Annotated in this window: 13 protein-coding genes and 1 pseudogene; 6 read left to right on the top strand and 8 right to left on the bottom strand. The window is 66.0% G+C overall.

Annotated elements, in window-relative coordinates:
* Window positions 1-18 precede the first annotated feature (18 nt).
* The 6 genes from AAE021_RS05735 to AAE021_RS05710 form a co-directional block, all read right to left on the bottom strand.
* A complete protein-coding gene (locus tag AAE021_RS05735) occupies window positions 19-687 on the bottom strand; it encodes a lysophospholipid acyltransferase family protein (RefSeq protein ID WP_342024655.1) in 669 nt (222 codons plus the stop codon).
* Window positions 674-1,378: an HAD hydrolase-like protein gene (locus tag AAE021_RS05730; protein ID WP_342024654.1), complete on the bottom strand. Its 705-nt coding sequence runs from the start codon at window positions 1,376-1,378 to the stop codon at window positions 674-676. The genes AAE021_RS05735 and AAE021_RS05730 overlap by 14 nt, the downstream gene beginning before the upstream one ends.
* A gap of 143 nt (window positions 1,379-1,521) precedes the next feature.
* Window positions 1,522-4,419, bottom strand: a complete 2,898-nt coding sequence (gene uvrA, locus AAE021_RS05725; RefSeq protein ID WP_342025329.1) for an excinuclease ABC subunit UvrA — start codon at window positions 4,417-4,419, stop codon at window positions 1,522-1,524.
* Window positions 4,420-4,494: 75 nt separating this feature from the next.
* The gene (locus AAE021_RS05720) at window positions 4,495-4,872 is read right to left on the bottom strand and encodes a GntR family transcriptional regulator (RefSeq protein WP_341395807.1); all 378 of its coding nucleotides are present in this window, start codon (window positions 4,870-4,872) and stop codon (window positions 4,495-4,497) included.
* 126 nt (window positions 4,873-4,998) lie between these two features.
* Window positions 4,999-6,954 carry an ABC transporter ATP-binding protein gene (locus tag AAE021_RS05715; protein ID WP_342025328.1) on the bottom strand — a complete coding sequence of 652 codons (1,956 nt, stop codon included), beginning with the start codon at window positions 6,952-6,954 and terminating at the stop codon, window positions 4,999-5,001.
* Between the two features lie 32 nt (window positions 6,955-6,986).
* The gene (locus AAE021_RS05710) at window positions 6,987-8,720 is read right to left on the bottom strand and encodes an ABC transporter ATP-binding protein (protein ID WP_342024653.1); all 1,734 of its coding nucleotides are present in this window, start codon (window positions 8,718-8,720) and stop codon (window positions 6,987-6,989) included.
* A 538-nt stretch (window positions 8,721-9,258) separates the two neighbouring features.
* Here AAE021_RS05710 and AAE021_RS05705 point away from each other — a divergent pair.
* Window positions 9,259-9,897 (top strand): MBL fold metallo-hydrolase, encoded by a 639-nt coding sequence (locus tag AAE021_RS05705; protein WP_342024652.1) that lies wholly within the window; start codon window positions 9,259-9,261, stop codon window positions 9,895-9,897.
* Window positions 9,898-9,988: 91 nt separating this feature from the next.
* Window positions 9,989-11,389, top strand: coding sequence for an APC family permease (locus AAE021_RS05700; RefSeq protein ID WP_342024651.1), 1,401 nt, complete (start codon window positions 9,989-9,991; stop codon window positions 11,387-11,389).
* 68 nt (window positions 11,390-11,457) lie between these two features.
* Here the strand turns inward: AAE021_RS05700 and AAE021_RS05695 are convergent, their stop codons facing one another.
* Window positions 11,458-12,237 carry a trans-aconitate 2-methyltransferase gene (locus tag AAE021_RS05695; protein ID WP_342024650.1) on the bottom strand — a complete coding sequence of 260 codons (780 nt, stop codon included), beginning with the start codon at window positions 12,235-12,237 and terminating at the stop codon, window positions 11,458-11,460.
* Window positions 12,238-12,423: 186 nt separating this feature from the next.
* Here AAE021_RS05695 and AAE021_RS05690 point away from each other — a divergent pair, with 186 nt between their 5' ends.
* From AAE021_RS05690 to AAE021_RS05675, 4 genes are read left to right on the top strand one after another with little or no spacing between them, the layout of a single operon-like run.
* Complete coding sequence (locus AAE021_RS05690) at window positions 12,424-13,443, top strand: hypothetical protein (protein WP_342024649.1); 1,020 nt, start codon at window positions 12,424-12,426, stop codon at window positions 13,441-13,443.
* A gap of 56 nt (window positions 13,444-13,499) precedes the next feature.
* Window positions 13,500-16,040 (top strand): DEAD/DEAH box helicase, encoded by a 2,541-nt coding sequence (locus AAE021_RS05685; protein ID WP_342024648.1) that lies wholly within the window; start codon window positions 13,500-13,502, stop codon window positions 16,038-16,040.
* 9 nt (window positions 16,041-16,049) lie between these two features.
* Entirely contained in the window at window positions 16,050-16,595 is a 546-nt protein-coding gene (locus AAE021_RS05680) for a GNAT family N-acetyltransferase (protein WP_342024647.1), read from the top strand.
* Window positions 16,592-17,905, top strand: a complete 1,314-nt coding sequence (locus tag AAE021_RS05675) for an alpha/beta fold hydrolase (protein ID WP_342024646.1) — start codon at window positions 16,592-16,594, stop codon at window positions 17,903-17,905. The genes AAE021_RS05680 and AAE021_RS05675 overlap by 4 nt, the downstream gene beginning before the upstream one ends.
* Before the next feature lie 333 nt (window positions 17,906-18,238).
* On the opposite strand, the pseudogene AAE021_RS05670 reads toward AAE021_RS05675, so the two are convergent.
* Window positions 18,239-19,234, bottom strand: a pseudogene (locus tag AAE021_RS05670) (TerC family protein); the annotation flags it as partial.
* Window positions 19,235-19,428: the final 194 nt, after the last annotated feature.

Here is a 19,428-nt window from a genome sequence, read left to right as displayed (position 1 = left end):
TGAACCGTGCTGCCGGCTTTAGCCTTCGGGCTTGCTCTGGTTGTAGCTGCCGGAGCGTTCCTGCCCCGACAGTTCGGCAATGGCGTCCATGACCCGGTCGGTGGCCTGCCGGCGGGCGGGCAGCGCGTGGTCCGGTCCGGTCTTCTGGAAGTAGAGCGGCCGGCCCACCTTCATGGTGAAGTGCTGCGGCTTGATCCATTTTTTGCCCGCGGGCTGCAGGTTCTCTGTGCCGATCAGCCCTACGGGAACCACGGGGGCGCCGGAGGTCAGGGCCAGCCAGCCAACGCCGGTCCGGCCGCGGTACAGCAGTCCGTCCCGGGAGCGGGTGCCCTCCGGGTAGATTCCAATGCCGCTGCCCTGCTCCAGCCGGTCCAGCAGCGTTTTCAGCGCCGCCACCGACGCGGCCTGCTGGTCCCGTTCCACCGGGATGGATCCCACGCCTTCAAAAAAGGTCCGCATGGCGGCACCCTTGACGCCGGTGCCGGTGAAGTACTCGGCCTTGGCGAAGAAGGCCACGGGCCGGGGCATCAGGGCCTGCGTGAGGACGCTGTCCAGGAACGAGAGGTGGTTTGCGGCCACGATGAAGGCACCGCTGGCCGGAACGTTTTCCAGGCCAATGACGGTGGGCCGGCACAGTCCGGCAATGAGTCCGCGGGTTGAGGCCCGGGTCAGGTCATAAACGCCCATGCGCGCAGTCCCTTTCCTGCGCACGGTGGCTTTCCAGCTCCGCCAGCAGTTCCCCCGCCGAGTCGACGACGGCGCAGGCACCGGCTGCTGCAAGCTCGCCGTCGGCGGCGAACCCCCAGGACACGCCAATGCAGTCCAGCGCGTTGGCAGCCGCGCCGTGGATGTCGTGCCGGCGGTCCCCCACCATGACGGCGCGGTCATACGTGCCGGAATGCCGTGAAAGCGCGGCCCGGATGATCGAGGCTTTGCCGTCCAGTGCGGCGGCGGCCTGCTCGTCCGCGGGTGAGCCGTGCACGGAGTCGAACAGCCCGTCGAGGCCCTGCACCCGGAGCAGTTCATGGGCCAGCGGCTCGGGTTTCTGGGTGGCAACGGCCACTGCGGCTCCGCCGTCGCGAAGCGCTTGGACGGCTTCCGCGATGCCCGGGTAGGGGCGGCTTTGTGCCATTCCGGTGTCCCGGTATCCGGCCCGGTAATACGCCACGACCTCGCTGATGCGCTCTTCGGGCACACCGGCGATTTCCCGCAGCGATGTGATCAGTGCCGGTCCGACCATGCGCTGCAGGTCTTCCGGCGGAGGTACGGGCAGGCCGCACGCTGCGAGGGCGGCACTGATGCCGCCGGTGATGCTGCCTGCCGGATCCACGAGGGTTCCGTCCAGGTCAAAGAGCACTAAGAGCCGGGATTCTTTCACCGGGACAGTTTCCCACACCTGTGCCCGGGTACGGAAAAAGGCATTCCCCTGGGGGAATACCTCTTTCCGTTGCGGCCGGGTCAAAGCAAGGCAGAGCCCGCAATTACCCGGTGGCGCGGCTTATGCTGACGCGCCGGCTCCGCTTATGCCGCTCCCTTTTGCTTTTCGAACAATTCGGCCAGGAACCGGCCGGTGTGGCTTACCTCGGAGGTGGCCACCTTCTCCGGTGTTCCGGTGGCAATGACCTGTCCGCCGCCGTTTCCGCCTTCCGGGCCCATGTCGATGATCCAGTCGGCACTCTTGATGACGTCCAGGTTGTGTTCGATGGTGATCACGGTGTTGCCCTTGTCCACCAATCCCTGCAGGACCAGCAGCAGCTTGCGGACGTCCTCGAAATGCAGCCCGGTGGTGGGCTCATCCAGGACGTACACGCTGCGCCCGTTGGACCGTTTCTGCAGTTCCGCCGCCAGCTTCACGCGCTGCGCCTCGCCGCCCGAGAGCGTGGTGGCCGGCTGGCCGAGCCGGACGTAGCCCAGTCCGACGTCGACCAGGGTGTTCAGGTGCCGGGCGATCGGCGAGAACGCGGCAAAGAACTCCGCGGCTTCCTCGATGGACATGCCCAGGACCTCGGCGATGTTCTTGCCCTTGTAGTGCACCTCAAGGGTTTCGCGGTTGAACCGTCCGCCGTGGCACACCTCGCAGGGCACGTACACGTCCGGCAGGAAGTTCATTTCAATCTTCAGCGTGCCGTCACCGTGGCATGCTTCGCAGCGTCCGCCCTTGACGTTGAAGGAGAACCGGCCGGGCAGGTAGCCGCGGACCTTGGACTCGTTGGTCTCCGCGAACAGCTTGCGGATGTGGTCCCAGACACCGGTGTAGGTGGCCGGATTGGAGCGCGGGGTGCGTCCAATCGGGCTCTGGTCCACATGGATGACCTTGTCCAGGTTCTCCAGGCCGTCAATGCGCAGGTGCCGGCCGGCCACGTGCTTGGCGCCGTTGAGCTTGGCGGCCAGCGTCTTGTAGAGGATGTCGTTGATCAGGGTGGATTTGCCCGATCCGCTGACTCCGGTCACGGCCGTGAAGACGCCCAGCGGAATGGACACGTCGATGTTGCGGAGGTTGTTTTCCCGCGCCCCGACGATCTTCAGCTGGCGGGACTTGTCCACCTTGCGCCGCTTGGCCGGAATCTCGATTTTGCGGCGTCCGGACAGGTACGCACCCGTCAGGGACCGTTCGTTGGTGAGCAGGTCCGCCAGGGAGCCGGAGTGCACCACTTCGCCGCCGCGCTCACCGGCACCGGGTCCGATGTCCACCACCCAGTCGGCTTCGTGAATGGTGTCCTCGTCGTGCTCCACCACAATCAGGGTGTTGCCGAGGTTGCGCAGCCGGGCCAGGGTGTCGATCAGCCGGCGGTTGTCCTTCTGGTGCAGGCCGATGGAGGGTTCGTCGAGCACATACAGCACGCCAACGAGTCCGGAACCGATCTGGGTGGCCAGCCGGATGCGCTGCGCCTCGCCGCCGGACAGCGTGGCGGCTGCCCGTTCCAGGGAGAGGTATTCCAGGCCGACGTCGAGCAGGAAGGTCAGGCGGGCCAGGATTTCCTTCAGGACCTGGTCGCCAATCTGTGCTTCCCGGGCGGTGAGGTCAAGCCCGCTGAGGAACGCTGACGCCTCGCGCAGCGGCATGGCCGCCACCTGGGCAATGTTCTTTCCGTTGATCAGCACCGACAGCGATGCCGGGTTCAGCCGTGCTCCGCCGCACTCGGGGCACGGGGTCTCCCGCATGTACTCCTCGTACCGGTCGCGGGCGCTGTCGGATTCGGTTTCCAGGTGCTTGCGGTGGATGTAGGAGATGACGCCTTCGAAGCCGGTGCTGTACTTGCGCTCCCGGCCGAAGCGGTTCTTGTACTGAACCACCACCTTGTGGTCCTTGCCGTTGAGGATGGCTTCGCGGGCCTTGGCCGGAAGTTTCTTCCACGGCACGTCCATGGAGAAGCCCATGTCCTTGGCCAGGCCGGCCAGCAGCCGGTTCCAGTACTCCAGGGTTGCGTTGCCCAGGGCCCAGGGTGCCACGGCGCCGGCGGCCAGGCTCAGGTTCGGGTTGGGAATCACCAGTTCCTCGTCAACCTCCAGGCGGCTGCCGATGCCGGTGCAGACCGGGCAGGCGCCGAAGGGGTTATTGAAGGAGAAGGACCGCGGCTCGATTTCGTCAATGGCCAGCGGATGCTCGTTGGGGCAGGCCAGGTGCTCGGAGAACGGCCGAACCCGGTCATCGCTCTTTTCGTCGATGTCCACGAAGTCCGCCAGGATCCGGCCGTCGGCCAGGCCGAGTGCGGTTTCCACCGAGTCGGTCAGCCGCTGCCGGATGCCGTCCTTGGCCACCAGCCGGTCCACCACCACCTCGATGGTGTGCTTGTACTGCTTGCCCAGCTTCGGCGGATCGGACAACTGGACCTGCTTGCCGTCGACCTTGGCGCGGGAGTAGCCCTTGGCTGCAAGCTCCTGGAAGAGGTCAACAAATTCGCCCTTGCGCCCGCGCACCACCGGAGCCAGGATCTGGAACCGGGTGCCTTCGGGCAGTTCAAGCAGCTGGTCCACAATCTGCTGCGGCGTTTGCCGCGAAACAGGCTCGCCGCACACCGGGCAGTACGGGGTGCCGACGCGCGCCCAGAGCAGGCGCATGTAGTCGTAGATCTCGGTGATGGTGCCAACCGTGGACCGCGGGTTCTTGGAGGTGGACTTCTGGTCAATGGACACCGCCGGGGACAGGCCTTCAATGAAGTCAACGTCCGGCTTGTCCACCTGCCCCAGGAACATCCGGGCGTAGGAGGACAGCGACTCGACGTAGCGGCGCTGTCCCTCGGCGAAGATCGTGTCGAAGGCCAGGGAGGATTTTCCGGACCCTGACAGGCCGGTGAAGACAATCATCGCGTCACGCGGCAGATCCAGGTCCACGTTGCGCAGGTTGTGTTCCCGGGCGCCCTTGACGACCAGGCGGGAAAGATCATTGCCGCGGTGCGGCTCGTTGGCACTATCGGCCATCAAAGAGGTAGCTGTAGACACAATTTCCACTGTAGTTCACCGTTTGGTTCGAAGATGTATTCGACACCGCAGTGTTCACCGCAGGCGAAGAGCCGTCTCAACATAGGTCATGGCCTCTTGCGGGTCGAGGCCGTTTGCGCGCACGGAGTCCGCAAAAACGGCGGCTGCCTCGGCGACCCGCCGCCGTCCGTTGTCCCCCGCTGCCGCAATGACGGTGCCCGCCCGCGAGCGCGTCGTGACCACTTCGGCCTGTTCGAGTTCGCGGTAGGCCCGTGCCACCGTGTTGACCGCAAGGCCCAGCCGGGCGGCGAGCGCGCGTACCGGTGGAAGGCGGGTTCCGACGGCGAGGCGTCCCTCATTGGCGGCGTCGAGGATCTGGACCCTCAGCTGCTCGAAGGGGGGAACGGTGCTTGTGCCGTCGATGCGGACCCAGGACAGGACGTCGTCGCTCATGGGACCGCCTTCAGGTGAGGGAGCTGGAGCCGTCCGGGATTACGGCGGCATGGCTTGCTGCGAGTTCATTTCCACTTGCTGCAGTTCCATTTTGCCACGCCGGTGCGGCTTCCGCCGGGAGGCCGGTCACAGCGGAGAGCCTGCCCCCTCCCCCGCGTCATCCGGCGCCGTTTCCTCCGCGGCGGCAGCCTCGGCGAACTGGGAGCGGTACAGCTCTGCGTAGAATCCTTCGGCGTCCAGCAGCGCTTCATGGGTTCCCTGCTCCACGATCTCCCCGCTCCGCACCACCAGGATCACGTCTGCGTCCCGGATAGTGGACAGCCGGTGCGCGATGACAAAACTGGTGCGCGCTTCCCGCAGGGCGCTCATGGCCAGCCGGATGGAGATCTCGGTCCGGGTGTCCACGGAGCTGGTCGCCTCATCCAGGACGAGGATGGACGGATTGGCCAGCCAGGCCCGCGCGATGGTGATCAGCTGCCGCTGCCCCTGGCTGAGCGAGCCGCCGTCGTTACCCAGGACGGTGTCGTACCCCTCGGGCAGTGAGCGCACAAAGTGGTCCACGTGGGTTGCCCTGGCGGCCTGGACAATCTGCTCGTCCGTGACGCCGGGTGCGCCGTAGGCAAGGTTCTCCCGGATGGTGCCCTCGAAGAGCCACGCGTCCTGGAGCACCATGCCGATGTTTCGGCGCACGTCGTCCCGCCGCATCCGGGCCGTGTCGACACCGTCAATGGTGATCCGGCCGGCGTCGATGTCGTAAAAGCGCATGAGCAGGTTCACTAGGGTGGTCTTCCCCGCCCCCGTGGGACCGACAATGGCGACCGTCTGACCCGGTTCCGCCACAAAGGACAGATCCCGAATCAGCGGGGCGTCCGGCGAGTAGCTGAAATCCACGTGTTCAAAGGCCACGCGGCCGCGGACCTCGGGCAGGGTCAGCGGATCCGCCGGATCGGGCTCCTGTTCCCGGTCATCCAAAAGTTCGAACACACGTTCGGCTGATGCCACCCCGGACTGCAGCATGTTGATCAGCGATCCAATCTGACCCAGCGGCTGCGAGAACTGGCGGCTGTACTGCACAAAGGCCTGCACGCCTCCGATCGAGAGACGCCCGTTGGCCACCAGGATGCCGCCCACCACGGCAACCGCCACGTAGTTCAGGTTGGAGATGAACTGCATGGTGGGCATGATGACGCCGGAAACGAACTGCGCTTTGAAGGAGGAGCGGTACAGGGTCTCATTGGCCGGCCGGAAGCCCTCCACCACGCGCTCCTGCTGCCCAAAGGCCTTCACCACGTCCTGGGCGCTGAACATTTCCTCGATGTACCCGTTCACCTCACCCGTGGACTTCCACTGCTGCATGAACTGCGCCTGCGAGCGCTTGGCAATGAACACGGTGACGACGGCGGAGACCGGCACCGTGACCACGGCGATCAGTGCCAGCAGCGGGGACAGCCACAGCATCATGCCCAGCACCCCCACGATGGTGAGCACCGACGTGATGATCTGGGTCAGGGTTTGGGACAGCGTCTGGGCCAGGTTGTCGATGTCATTGGTCACCCGGCTGAGCACGTCCCCGCGGGATTCGCGCTGGAAGTGCGACATGGGGAGCCGGAAGAGCTTGCCGTCCACGTCCTTCCGCAGCCGGTACATGGCGTTCTGCACCACCCGCGCCGTCACGCGTGCCTGCAGCCAGCCGAAGAAGAAGGCTGCGAGGTAGATGCCCAGCACCCCCAGCACCAGCATCCGCAGCCTGCCGAAGTCCACGCCCGCCCCAGGGACCACGTCCATGGCGGCGAGCATGTCCGCCAGCTGGCCCTCTCCGGCCAGGCGCAGTTCCCGCACCTGCTCGTCCTTGCTGACGCCCGGGTCCAGGCCGGCACCGATTACGCCGTCGAAAATCACGTTGGTGGCTTCACCCAGGATCCGCGGAGCCGTGACGGCGAGCGCCACGGAGACGACGGCGGCAACCATCACCAGGGCCAGCCGGAGCCGGTCCGGGGCCATGAGGGACAGGATCCGCTTGACGCTGGCCCGGAAATTCAACGGTTTTGCGGCCGGGGCATGGCCTGCGCCGGGGCCGCGCATCACAGGGCGGGGGCCGCCGCGTGCCGGGGCGCTCACTGGACTTCCTCGGCGGTGAGCTGGGATTCGACTATTTCGCGGTAGGTGGGCGAGGTGTCCATCAGTTCGGCGTGCGTGCCCTGTCCGGCGATCCGCCCCTCCTCCAGCACCACAATCCGTCCGGCGTCGGTGATGGTGTTCACGCGCTGGGCGACAATCAGCACGGTGGAATTACGGGTGCGCTGTTTGAGGGCGGCCCGCAGCCTGGCATCCGTGGCGAAGTCCAGTGCGGAGAAGCTGTCATCAAAGAGGTAGATGGATGGCTGGACCACCAGTGCCCGGGCAATGGCCAGGCGCTGCCGCTGGCCGCCGGAGAAGTTTCCGCCGCCCTGTTCCACCCGGTGTTCCAGCACCCCCTCGGAAGCGCGGACAAAGTCGGCGGCCTGGGCGATCTCGAGGGCTTCCCACAGTTCGGCGTCGGTCGCTTCCGGTTTGCCGAAGCGCAGGTTGGAGGCAATGGTGCCGGCAAACAGGTACGCCTTCTGCGGCACCAGGCCGATGCCGCTGCGCAGTGAATGCAGCGTGACTTCCTCAATGTCCTGTCCGTCAATGCGGATTCCTCCGGTGGTGGCATCAAGCAGCCGCGGCACCAGGTTCAGCAGGGTAGATTTCCCCGCCCCCGTGGATCCGATGATGGCCGTGGTCTGTCCGGACTCGGCGGTGAAGGTAATCCCGTGCAGCACCGGCGCCTCCGCCCCCGGGTAGGTGTAGCCCACGCCGTCAAACACCAGGGTCCCGCCGTCGTACACCAGCGGCGCGGCAGCCGGCGCGTCGTGCACCGTGCTCTCGGTGTCCAGGACCTCGTAGATGCGTTCGGCGCAGACGGCTGCGCGGGGAAGCATCATGATCATGAACATGGACATCATCACAGCCATCAGGATCTGCATGATGTAGGCAATGAACGCGGTGAGGGCGCCAATCTGCATCTGCCCCGAGTCAATGCGGTAGGCGCCGAGCCAGACCACCGCCACGGAGGCCAGGTTCGCCACGAGCATGGCGGCGGGGAAGAGCAGGGCCATGTACTGCGCCGTCCGCAGCTGGGTTCCGGTCAGGTCTGTGTTGGCAGTGTCGAAGCGGGCTTCTTCGGTGCGCTCCCGGACAAAGGCCCGGATCACCGCAACACCCATGATCTGTTCCCGCAGCACCGAGTTCACCCGGTCGATCTGCTTCTGCGCGCGGCGGAACAGAGGAATCAGGCGGCGCAGCACCAGGCCAATCACCGCAAACAGGACCGGCAGGATCAGCAGCAGAATCCCGGACAGCGGCACATCCTGGTTCAGCGCCAGCACCACCCCTCCGATACCCATGATCGGAGCGGAAACCATCACGGTGAACGTCATCAGCAGCGCCATCTGCACCTGCTGCACGTCATTGGTGGTGCGGGTGATCAGGGAGGGCGCGCCGAAGACGCCCACTTCCCGGGACGAGAAGGACTCAACGGTGGTGAAAAGGTTGTCGCGGATGTTCCGGCCCACGCTCATGGCCACCCGGGCGGCAAAGTAGGTCGCGGCAACCGCGCACAGCACCTGCCCGGCGGTGATCACCAGCATCCAGCCGCCAAGGCCCAGGATGACGCCGGTGTCAGCCACCACCACGCCGCGGTCAATAATGTCAGCGTTCAGGGTGGGCAGATACAGCGTGGCCACAGTCTGTAGAAATTGCAGGATAACGACGGCGGCCACCGCACCTTTGTAGGGTGCAAGGTTTTGCCGGATAAGCCGTACGAGCACGCTTTCCTCCCGGACCGGCCGGTTCCAGCACCGGCACCTTCCGAACGTACGCCGCCGCCGCGGGGCAGGCAATAGGCTGCCGCCGGCGGGCTAGGACGGAAGTTCCCCGGCGCGGCTGACAGCGGGCGACGGCGGGCCGGGCCGCACCGGCGAGCGCTCATGCCCGTACCTGCGCCCGAGCCTGCACTGTCGCGGGCGGTCATTCCTGCACAGGTTCCCACTCTTTGTTACCTCACGGGGCTGGTGTGACCCCATCTGTATCAGTAGCCACAAACACTGGGAACGCGTGCTGGGCAGGCGGCGGGAGGACGGGGACGGTGGCGGGTGAGTTGCGCCGGGTGAGTCGGGCCGGCCAGCCGTGCCGCCTCCATCGGCGGGAAGACGGCGAAGGTGGCGGGGACGGCGGCGGCTTTCACAGGGCCGGCCAGCCGTGCCGCCTCCATCGGCGGGCGCCTCGGGTGTGGCGGTGGCGAGGGCATCGGCGAGCGCGGACACGCCTGCCCTGTGAAAGCCGCCGCCCGGAACTAGACTTACCGGCATGATTGATTTGGAGAAGGTCACCATCCGCAGCCGGTCCGTGGGCAGCATGGACAACAACGTCTATGTCATTACCGCCAAAGACACCGGGGCGCAGGTACTCATTGATGCCGCCGATGATTTTCCCGCGATCCGCGAACTCCTGGCCGAAGCCGCGGCGGATGCCGCCGTACCCGCCAAGGTGCAGCTGATTATCACCACGCACAGCCACTGGGACCATGTCCGGGCGCTCGCCGACGCCGTTGCGGCCACCGGGGCCAAAACCGCCGCCGGCAGCGAGGACATCCCTGACATCGAAGTGCCCACCGACGTGCCGCTGGATCACGGGGATATCGGCAACTTCGACGGTTTCGACTTGGAGGCCATCAAGCTGCGCGGGCACACCCCGGGATCCGTGGCCCTGCTGTACCGCGATCCCAGCGGCCCGGCCCATCTGTTCACCGGAGATTCCCTCTTTCCCGGCGGCCTGGGCAACACGCAGAAGGACCCGGAGCGGTTTGAGTCCCTCTACGCGGATACAGTAGAACGTGTGTTCGAATACCTGCCGGATGACACCGTCGTCCACCCGGGGCACGGCGCCGGCACCACGCTCGGTGCCGAGCGCCCCCACCTGCCGGAGTGGAAGGAACGCGGCTGGTAGCAGGCCGTTTGCCTGCCGCCGCGTTGACCCCCGCTCAGTGACGGACTTACGCTCCAAAGGGAGCCTTCGGACCGGATGAGAGCGTGGACCCGTGGCAAATTCGCAGTCACCAACGTCCGGTCCGGCCAGCGCCGCGACACCACAAATCGGACTGTTGGCCTGCGTGGCCTTCGGCGTCGGCACCACTGTGGGCGGCGGGGTCTTTACACTGTCCGGAACGGCAGTGAACCTTGCCGGGCCGGGTGCAGTCATCAGCTACATCATCGCGGGCATCGTGATGAGCCTGTGCGCCCTGTCCTTCATTGTGGTGTCCACGCGGGCCGCGGACGGCGAGTCAGGCTACGGGCCGGTCGGGACCATCCTGAGCCCCTTCTGGCGGTTCATCGTCATGTGGGCCTTCTACCTCAACGGGGCCACCATCGTGGCGTACCTCGTGGACTCCTTCGGCGATTACCTGCACGAGTACTTCCTCCCGGCGATTGGCACCCTGGCCCTCGCGCTCGCCGCCGCGGCAGTGGTGACGGTGTTGAATTTGGGCCCGACGGCGTTGGTCGCCAAGGCTGAAACGTGGATCGTGGGCATCAAGCTTGCCCTGCTCGTCCTGTTCGCCGTCTGGGGCCTGACCGAGCTGCGGCCCGCGAACCTCGACCGTCCATTGCCGCAGGGCACCGGCGGAGTGTTCTCCGCCGCGGCACTCCTGTTCACCGCCTACACCGGTTTCAACGTCATCACCAACATGGCCGGATCCGTAAAGAATCCGCGCACAACCGTCCCGCGCGCCATCCTGCTGACACTTCTGGTCTCCGGACTAATTTATCTGGGAACAGTGCTGGCCATGATGGCGAGCGGCCTCACGAATTTTTCGGCCACCGGCGTATCGCAGGCGGCGGACATCGTCATGGGACCCTGGGGCGGCCTCCTGGTGGCTTTCGCCGCCTGCCTGTCCACGCTGTCCGGTGCCAACGCCAACGTCCTTGGCGCCTCCGAGATCATCCTGCGCATGGTGGCACGCGGTGATGTGCCGCCGGCGCTGGGACGGAACAGCCGCAGCGGCCATCCCTACGTCAGCGTTCTGCTGCTGGCCGCCATCACCGTGATCCTGGTGCTGCTCAACGACACCACCTTTGTGGTCTCCATCGCCAACGTCGCCGCCATCCTGGCCATGATCGTGGTGAGCGTCGCGGCTGCCGTGCTCGGATTCCGCAGGTGGCCCGGAGCAGGCGCACGGCTGCCGTTGGGTCCCGTCATCCCCATCCTGGCGGTCCTAGCGGCCGCAAGCCAGCTGCCGTCACTGAGCGTCCCGGCGCTGGTGACCGGTTTCCTGCTCACGGCCATCGGCGGGGCACTGTATTTGGCGCGGCACTGGGACCGCGGAGGCGCCGGGACCCAGGACCACGCCAATGAACAGATCGATACCCTCAACACTCCACTGATGAAGGCTGCCCGCACCAAGCCACTGAAGCGGGCGCACGGGGCGCGCCGCTATCCCTGACTCCCGGGGCTGACCTCCCGGGGCGTTTCTCCCCCCGGGCAGCCGCCCCGGCCTCCGTGTTGGGCGGATCAGCCCTGTTTCCGTCCCACCATGAAGATCCGGCGGAACGGAAAGACCGTTCCCCATGCATGGGCGGGATACGCCTCCCGCAGCAGCACGGCGTACTGCTCTTCAAAGCGGGAGAAGTCCTCCGGGTCCAGGGCATCGATGACGGGACGCAGCGCGGTTCCGCGCACCCATTCCAGCACCGGGTCCTTGCCCGGAAGCACCTGCGAGTAACTCGTCTCCCAGACATCAGCGTCAAAGCCGGCTTCGACCAGCAGCCCCAGATAATCTTCCGGCTCATCCACGGCATCCCCATGGCGCAGGACTCCGTCCAGCTTCCCGGCCCACTCGGGACCGGCTGCCAGCTCCCGCATCAGGGCGTGCGAGGGGGCACCGAAGTTTCCCGGGACCTGGACAGCCAGCCATGCGCCGCCGTCGAGCTGTTTGGCCCAGCGGCGCATTAAATCCTGGTGTCCCGGCACCCACTGCAGGGCGGCATTCGAGACCACCACGTCCGTGCCGGGCTGCGGCTCCCACTCCTCGATGCCCGCCTGCACAAAGTCCAGGTTGTCCGGGGCCTGCCCGAGCGCCCGGGCCCGCTCCACCATTGCCGGCGAAGAGTCGACGCCGGTGACCTGCGCTGACGGCCAGCGGGCGGCGAGCGCCGCGGTGAGGGTTCCCGGACCACAACCAAGGTCAACAACCCGGCGTGGGCTGTCAGCGGCGATGCGGGCCGTGAGGTCAAAAAACGGCCGATCACGGTGCGAGGAGAACTGTGTGTACTTCCGGGGATCCCATTTCATGCCGCCGAGCCTAGCAAAGGGACGGATGGGGCAGGTGCCGGCCTTCATGCGGGGTCATCCCGGCTGTGGCGGCCAGCGGCGGACCACACGGGCCGGGGCAGCGAACAGCGCGTCGGCGAACGATCCGCGGCCCATCCGCTGGTAGGTTCAGGGCGGGCGGCATGGGGGCGCCCGGGAAAGGGATAAATGGGTCTTTTCACGCGCAGGGATTCCGCAGTGCCGGCGGATCCGGCGGAAGCCTTTTGGCAGTGGTGGAGTGCTGACGGCGCATCCCGGTTCAGCGCCGGGGCGGACACCGGCCGGTGGGGCGGACTTGCGGGCGAGATGCAGGAACGGCTCGCAGCCGTACACCCGGACCTGGCATGGGACACGGGGACCGGGCACAAGTCCCGCCATCTCCTCGCCGTGAGCTCGGAAGGTGATCCCGCGCTGCGCAGGACCGCGGAACACTGGCTCCGCTGCGCCCCTGCCGCTGACGATGCCTGGGAGTATGCGGCCGCCCGCCAGCCGGTTCCCGACGCGGCGGGCAAGACCATCGAGATCGACGGACACAGCCTTTCCCTGGGCCAGGCCCGCTTCGGACTGCGGGAGGACCCAGGCAGGGGACGCCTCGACGTCGTGGTCCATCACCCGCTTTTCCGTCAAGTGGCGCAGGAGCGGCGTTTGCAGGTTTCCCTGCTGCTCCTGGACTGGATCCTCGGCGAGGACGAGGTCACGCGATGGGTGGGTGCCGTCGACACGGCCACCGGCGGGACCCTGGACAGGACTGCCGCGGATCTCCGCGACACCGTCAGCGCGCTGGCCGCCCAAACCCGGAACGATTGGGTGGTGATGGAGGGAAGCACGCCTGGCGGCGCAGTCATCATGGTTCTGGCCCGCCGTCCGCTGCGCTGGATCGACTTTCCCCTGTTCGACCTCCATACCGAAGTGCGCCTGGCCTACGACGACGCCGATGCCAGCGGCCCCCCGACCCCGGCCTCCCTGGAGGTGCTCCGCGAAAAGGAGGCCCGCATCTCGGCCGCCCTGGGAACACGGGCAATACTGGTAGCCCGGGTGAGCGCCGCCGGAACCCGGGTGCTTCACTACTACTCGGATTCCGTGGACCATCACGGACGCGCAGTCATCGAAGATGCGGTCCGCGCAGCCGGCGGAGCGGCCCGTACCGCTCCCGACCCCGGATGGACACACGTGCGGCAGTTCTCCTAGCCGTTCCCTGCCGGCGGTCCACGGCGCACGGCCGCGCCCGATAGTCTGGTATGGACATGAAACTTCTTGAACAGCTTGCCTCCGGCCCGTCCAGCACCCGCACCATCGACCCCGACGAGACCTACACGTCCTTCCTGGAATGGGTCGAGAGCCGGGGCATGTCGCTGTACCCGGCGCAGGATGAAGCGGTGATGGAGCTGGTGACCGGCAACAACGTCATCCTCGCCACGCCCACCGGCTCCGGCAAGTCGATGGTCGCCATTGCCGCGCACTTCCACGCCATGGCGCACGACGAGCGCAGCTACTACACCGCACCCATCAAGGCACTGGTGTCGGAGAAGTTCTTTGCCCTCTGCGAGATCTTCGGCGCCGAGAACGTCGGCATGGTCACCGGAGATTCATCGGTGAACAAGGATGCGCCCATCATCTGCTGCACCGCGGAGATCCTGGCCAACATTGCCTTGCGCGAGGGTCCCGACGCGGACCTGGGCACCGTCATCATGGACGAGTTCCACTTCTACTCCGATCCGCAGCGCGGCTGGGCCTGGCAGGTGCCCCTGCTGGAGCTGCCGCAGGCGCAGTTCCTGCTGATGTCCGCCACCCTGGGCGATATGACCCGGATCGCCAACGAACTCAGCGAGCTCACCAACCGGGACACGGTGACCGTCTCCTCGGTGCAGCGGCCCATCCCCCTGCACTACTACTACGTGGAGACCCCTGTCCAGGAATCCCTGGAGGAGCTGCTGGCCACCAAACAGGTTCCGGTCTACGTGGTGCACTTCTCCCAGATTGAAGCCATTGACCGGGCCCAGGCCCTGATGAGCATCAACGTGTGCACCCGCGAGGAAAAGGACAAGATCGGCGAGCTGATTGCCGGTTTCCGCTTCGCCCCCGGCTTCGGCAAGACCCTGAACCGGCTGGTCCGCCACGGCATCGGCGTGCACCACGCCGGCATGCTGCCCAAATACCGCCGCCTGGTGGAGCAGCTGGCCCAGGCCGGACTGCTCAAGGTCATCTGCGGCACCGACACCCTGGGCGTTGGCATCAACGTGCCCATCCGCACCGTCCTGATCACCGCCCTGTCCAAGTACGACGGCACCCGAACCCGGCCACTGAAGGTCCGCGAGTTCCACCAGATCGCCGGCCGCGCGGGCCGCGCCGGTTATGACACGGCGGGCACCGTCGTCGTGCAGGCTCCGGAACACGTGATTGAAAACGTGAAGGCGATGGCCAAGGCGCACGCCAAGTTCGGCGATGACCAGAAGAAGCTGCGCCAGGTGGTGAAGAAGAAGCCGCAGGCCGGCTTTGTGTCCTGGGGCAAGCCCACCTTCGAAAAGCTGGTGGACGGCACCCCGGAGCCGCTGACCTCCAGCTTCAACATCACCCACTCCATGCTGCTGAACCTGCTGGAACGTCCGGGCGATCCGTTTGCCGCGGCCAAGAAGCTTCTGACCAACAACCACGAAACCCGGTCCTCGCAGCTGGCGCTGATGAAAAAGGCGCTGAGCATCTACCGCGAGCTGAAGACCGCCGGCATCGTGGAGGTTCTGCCCGAACCCGACGCCGACGGCCGCACCGTCCGCCTGAAGGTGCACCTGCAGCCGAACTTTGCCCTGAACCAGCCGCTGTCCCCGTTTGCGATGGCGTCCCTGGAGATCCTGGATCCAGACAGCCCGTCCTACGCCCTGGACGTGGTCTCCGTGATCGAAGCGATCATGGAAAAGCCCCGCCAGGTCCTTTCAGCGCAGGAGAAGAAGGCCCGCGGCGAGGCCATCGCCGCCATGAAGTCCCAGGGCATCGAGTACGACGAGCGGATGGCACTGCTCGAGGAAGTCACCTATCCGCAGCCGCTGGCTGAACTGCTGGAGCAGTCCTTCGAGGTGTACCGCTCCGGCGCGCCGTGGCTGGGCGAGTTCGAGCTGAGCCCCAAATCGATTGTCCGGGACATGTACGAACGCGCCATGAGTTTTGGCGAGTATGTCCAGTTCTACTCCCTGGCCCGCTCCGAGGGCGTGCTGCTGCGCTACCTCTCGGACACCTACAAGGCACTGCTGCACACCGTTCCGCCGGAGCGGCTGCGCGAGGACCTCGAGGACATCATCGAGTGGCTCGGCGAACTGGTCCGCCAGACTGACTCCTCGCTGCTGGACGAATGGGAAGAGCTGACCAACGGCATCAACCCCGATGCCTCTGCCGAGCCCGTCCTGCCGCCGGTGCCGGACAAGCTCACCGCCAACGTCCGCGCTTTCCGGGTCATGGTCCGCAACGAGATGTTCCAGCGGGTGAAGCTCTTCGCCGATGAGGATGACCGCGGCCTGGGCGAGCTCGACGGCGACGCCGGCTGGGACGCCGACCGCTGGGCCGAGGTGCTGGATGCGTACTTTGAAGAGCATGAGGACATCGACGACGGACCGGACGGCCGCGGACCCAACCTGCTGATCATCAAGGAGCTTCCGGGCAAGTGGGAAGTGCGGCAGATCTTCAAGGATCCGGCCAACCACCTGGACTGGGGCATCAACGCCGAGGTGGATCTGGCGGCGTCGGACGACGCCGGAGCGCCCGTCATCAAGGTGATCCACGCAGGCCGCCTCGATTAGGCTGAAGCCATGCAGATCCGCCCCGCACGCCCCCAAGACGTCCCCGTAATCCTCGAACTCATCCACGACCTGGCGATTTATGAAAAAGAACCCCACGCCGTCAAGAACACGGTGCAGGACCTGGAGAAGAACCTGTTCGGGGAACACCCGGCCATCTTTGCCCACGTTGCCGAGGAAGCCGGAGAGGTGCAGGGCTTTGCACTGTGGTTCCTGAACTACTCCACCTGGGAAGGCGTGCACGGTATCTACCTGGAGGACCTGTACGTCCGTCCGGCAGCCCGCGGCAAGGGCGCCGGGAAGGCGCTGCTGCGCACCCTGGCGGAAATCGCCGTCGAGCGCGGGTACGCCAGGGTGGAATGGTGCGTGCTGAACTGGAACGAGCCGTCCATCCGTTTTTATGACTCCCTGGGCGCACGGCCCCAGGACGAGTGGACCACGTACCGCCTCACCGGCTCCGCACTGGAGTCCTTCGGCGGGGCTGCGGTGCCGGAATCTGAGGAACCGGGATCGGGCCGCTCCGCACCGAACCACTCCGCATCGGACCTTTCCGCATGAGCGTTCCGCACACGGCCTCGGCGCCGTACACCATCCGCGGCATGCGGGTCACCGATCACCGCTTCACCGTCCCGCTGGACCACTCACGGCCCGATGGCGGGAGCATCACCGTTTTTGCCCGGGAATACAGCGACGCCGAGCTGCCCCAGTCCGAAGCCGAACAGCTGCCCTGGCTGCTGTACCTGCAGGGCGGTCCGGGCGGCAAGGGCAGCCGGCTGCTGCAGTTCGGCGGCTGGACGAAGGCCGCTTCCCGGCATTTCCGCATCCTCATGCTTGACCAGCGCGGCACGGGACTGTCCACCCCCGCAGACCGGCGGACCCTGGCGCTGCGCGGCAACGCTGCGGCGCAGGCGGATTATCTGACCCATTTCCGGGCCGACTCCATCGTGGCCGACGCAGAACTGATCCGGGAAGCCCTGGGCTCCGGCCCCTGGAGCACGTACGGGCAGAGCTACGGCGGATTCTGCACCCTGACCTATCTGTCCTTTGCTCCGCACGGGCTGCGCGAATCCCTCATCACCGGCGGCCTGGCGCCGCTCACCGGTCCCGCGGACCGCGTGTACCGGGCCACCTTCCGGCGGGTCGCCGCCCGCAACGCCGAGTACTTTGCCAAGTATCCGGCCGACCGCGAGCTGACCACCCGGATCGCCCGGCACCTGACGGTGACGCCGGAGTTCCTGCCGTCGGGAGAGCGCCTGAGCGTGCAGCGCTTCCAGATGATCGGTTCTTTCCTGGGTGGCAACACCCGGATGGACGGACTGCATTACCTGCTGCAGGAGGCGTTTGTTCCCACCCCCGAGGGGGAACGGCTGTCCGATACCTTCCTGGAGGCCGTGCACGGGCAGGTCAGCCGTGCCTCCAACCCGCTCTATGCCGTGCTGCATGAATCCATCTACGGTCAGGGGACGGCGACCAACTGGGCCGCGGAGCGGGTGCTGGAGGAGTTTCCGGAGTTCAAGCCCAGCGCCGCGGATCCGTTATTCACCGGGGAGATGGTCTATCCCTGGTACTTTGACGAGGATCCTGCGCTGGCGCCGCTGAAGCAGACCGCGGAGCTGCTGGCCGCCAAGGAGGACTGGCCGGCGCTCTATGACAACGGACAGCTGGCCCGGAACACCGTTCCGATGGCAGCAGCCGTCTACACCGACGATATTTACGTGGACCGGGACCTGTCGCTGGAAACCGCCGCGGCTGTGCGCGGCCTGCAGGTCTGGGAAAGCGCCGACTTCCACCACGACGGCATAGCCGACGACGGCGAGGGCATCTTCAACCGCCTGCTGGGGATGGTGCGGGGCGAACCGGCGGCCTAACAGCCGCACAGTCACAAGCACAAAGCGCCGCCCTCCCGAAGGAGGGCGGCGCTTTGTGCTGCAGTCACTGTGGTGCGGTTTGCTGGTGGTGCTGTTGGTGCGGTGCTGCTACTGCTCGGTCTGGTCCTTTACCGGCGCAGGGTTCTGCAGCCGCGGATTGCTGGCCCGGAATTCTTCCTTGGCCTGGTCCGAGATTTCCGGCAGTTCGACGTCGTCGCGGTCCTTGGCCACTGCGGTGGCGTTGCGGTACGTTTCGGTGACCTTGTCGTAGGCTTCCACGCGCTCTTCGTGCGGGGCGTCCTCTTCGAGGTTGCGGTACACCTTCAGCGCGTTCTGCAGTGAGGCAACGGCCTGGACGGCCTTTGCCTTGGGGCTGAGCAGCGATGCCACGGTGGCAATCACGATGGTGCCGAGGATAACGGCCAGGGACACAAACGTGGGGATTTCCGGAGCCCAGGCAACGTGCTCGCCGCCGTTGATGAACGGCAGTTCATTCACGTGCAGCGCGTGCAGGATCAGCTTGACGCCAATGAATGCCAGGATGACCGAAAGGCCGTGCTTGAGGTAGATCAGCCGGTCCATCAGGCCGCCCAGCAGGAAGTACAGCTGGCGCAGGCCCATCAGGGCGAAGATGTTGGCGGTGAAGACAATGAACGCGCTCTGCGTCAGGCCGAAGATGGCCGGGATCGAGTCCACGGCGAACATCAGGTCGGTGACACCGATGGTGATGAAGACGATCAGCATGGGGGTGAAGACCTTCTTGCCGTCCACCACCGTGCGGATTTTGCCCTGGTCAAACTTGTCCGTCATGGGAAGGACGCGGCGCAGCTTGCCGATCAGCTTGTTGTCGCTGCCCTCTTCCTCGTCCTCGCCGTTGTCGGTGGCCTGCTTGTAGGCGGTCCACAGCAGGAAGGCGCCGAAGATGAAGAACACCCAGCTGAAGTTCTCGATGACGGCGGCACCGATGATGATGAAGATGCCGCGCAGGATCAGCGCAATGATGATGCCGAACATCAGCACTTCCTGCTGGTACTTACGCGGTACCGAGAAGCGGGCCATGATGATAATGAAGACAAACAGGTTGTCGATGCTGAGGCTGTATTCGGTGACCCAGCCGGCAACGAACTGGCTGCCGTACTCCGGTCCGGTGAAAACAAACATGGCGCCGGCAAAGACAAGCGCAAGCCCGACGTAGAAGCCGACCCACAGGCCGGCCTCCTTCATCGACGGCTCGTGCGGTCGTTTAACGACCAGCAGCAGGTCGAAAAGCAGAACGAGCCCGAGGAGGACAAATGTGCCGACCTCAAAGACCACGGGTAATTCGGGCATGTGTACGGGGACCTTTCGGGCGCGGGAGTGAACGCAAGTCTCTCCGGCATCCGCGAACGGGTTGTTCGGACGGATGCCCGCTGCACCCGGCGGGACGATGCTGTCCCGCGTGCTGACGGATGCAGCGCGGACGGATACTCCCCTGCGCTGGCTAAAAGTCTATCGCAGGAGGGTGCTCAGCACTCGACTGCATT

Source organism: Arthrobacter citreus (assembly GCF_038405225.1).
GTDB classification, from domain to species: Bacteria; Actinomycetota; Actinomycetes; order Actinomycetales; family Micrococcaceae; genus Arthrobacter_B; species Arthrobacter_B citreus_A.
Note: the sequence above shows the minus strand (reverse complement) of the source record. Positions and strands in the feature narration are given on the sequence as shown.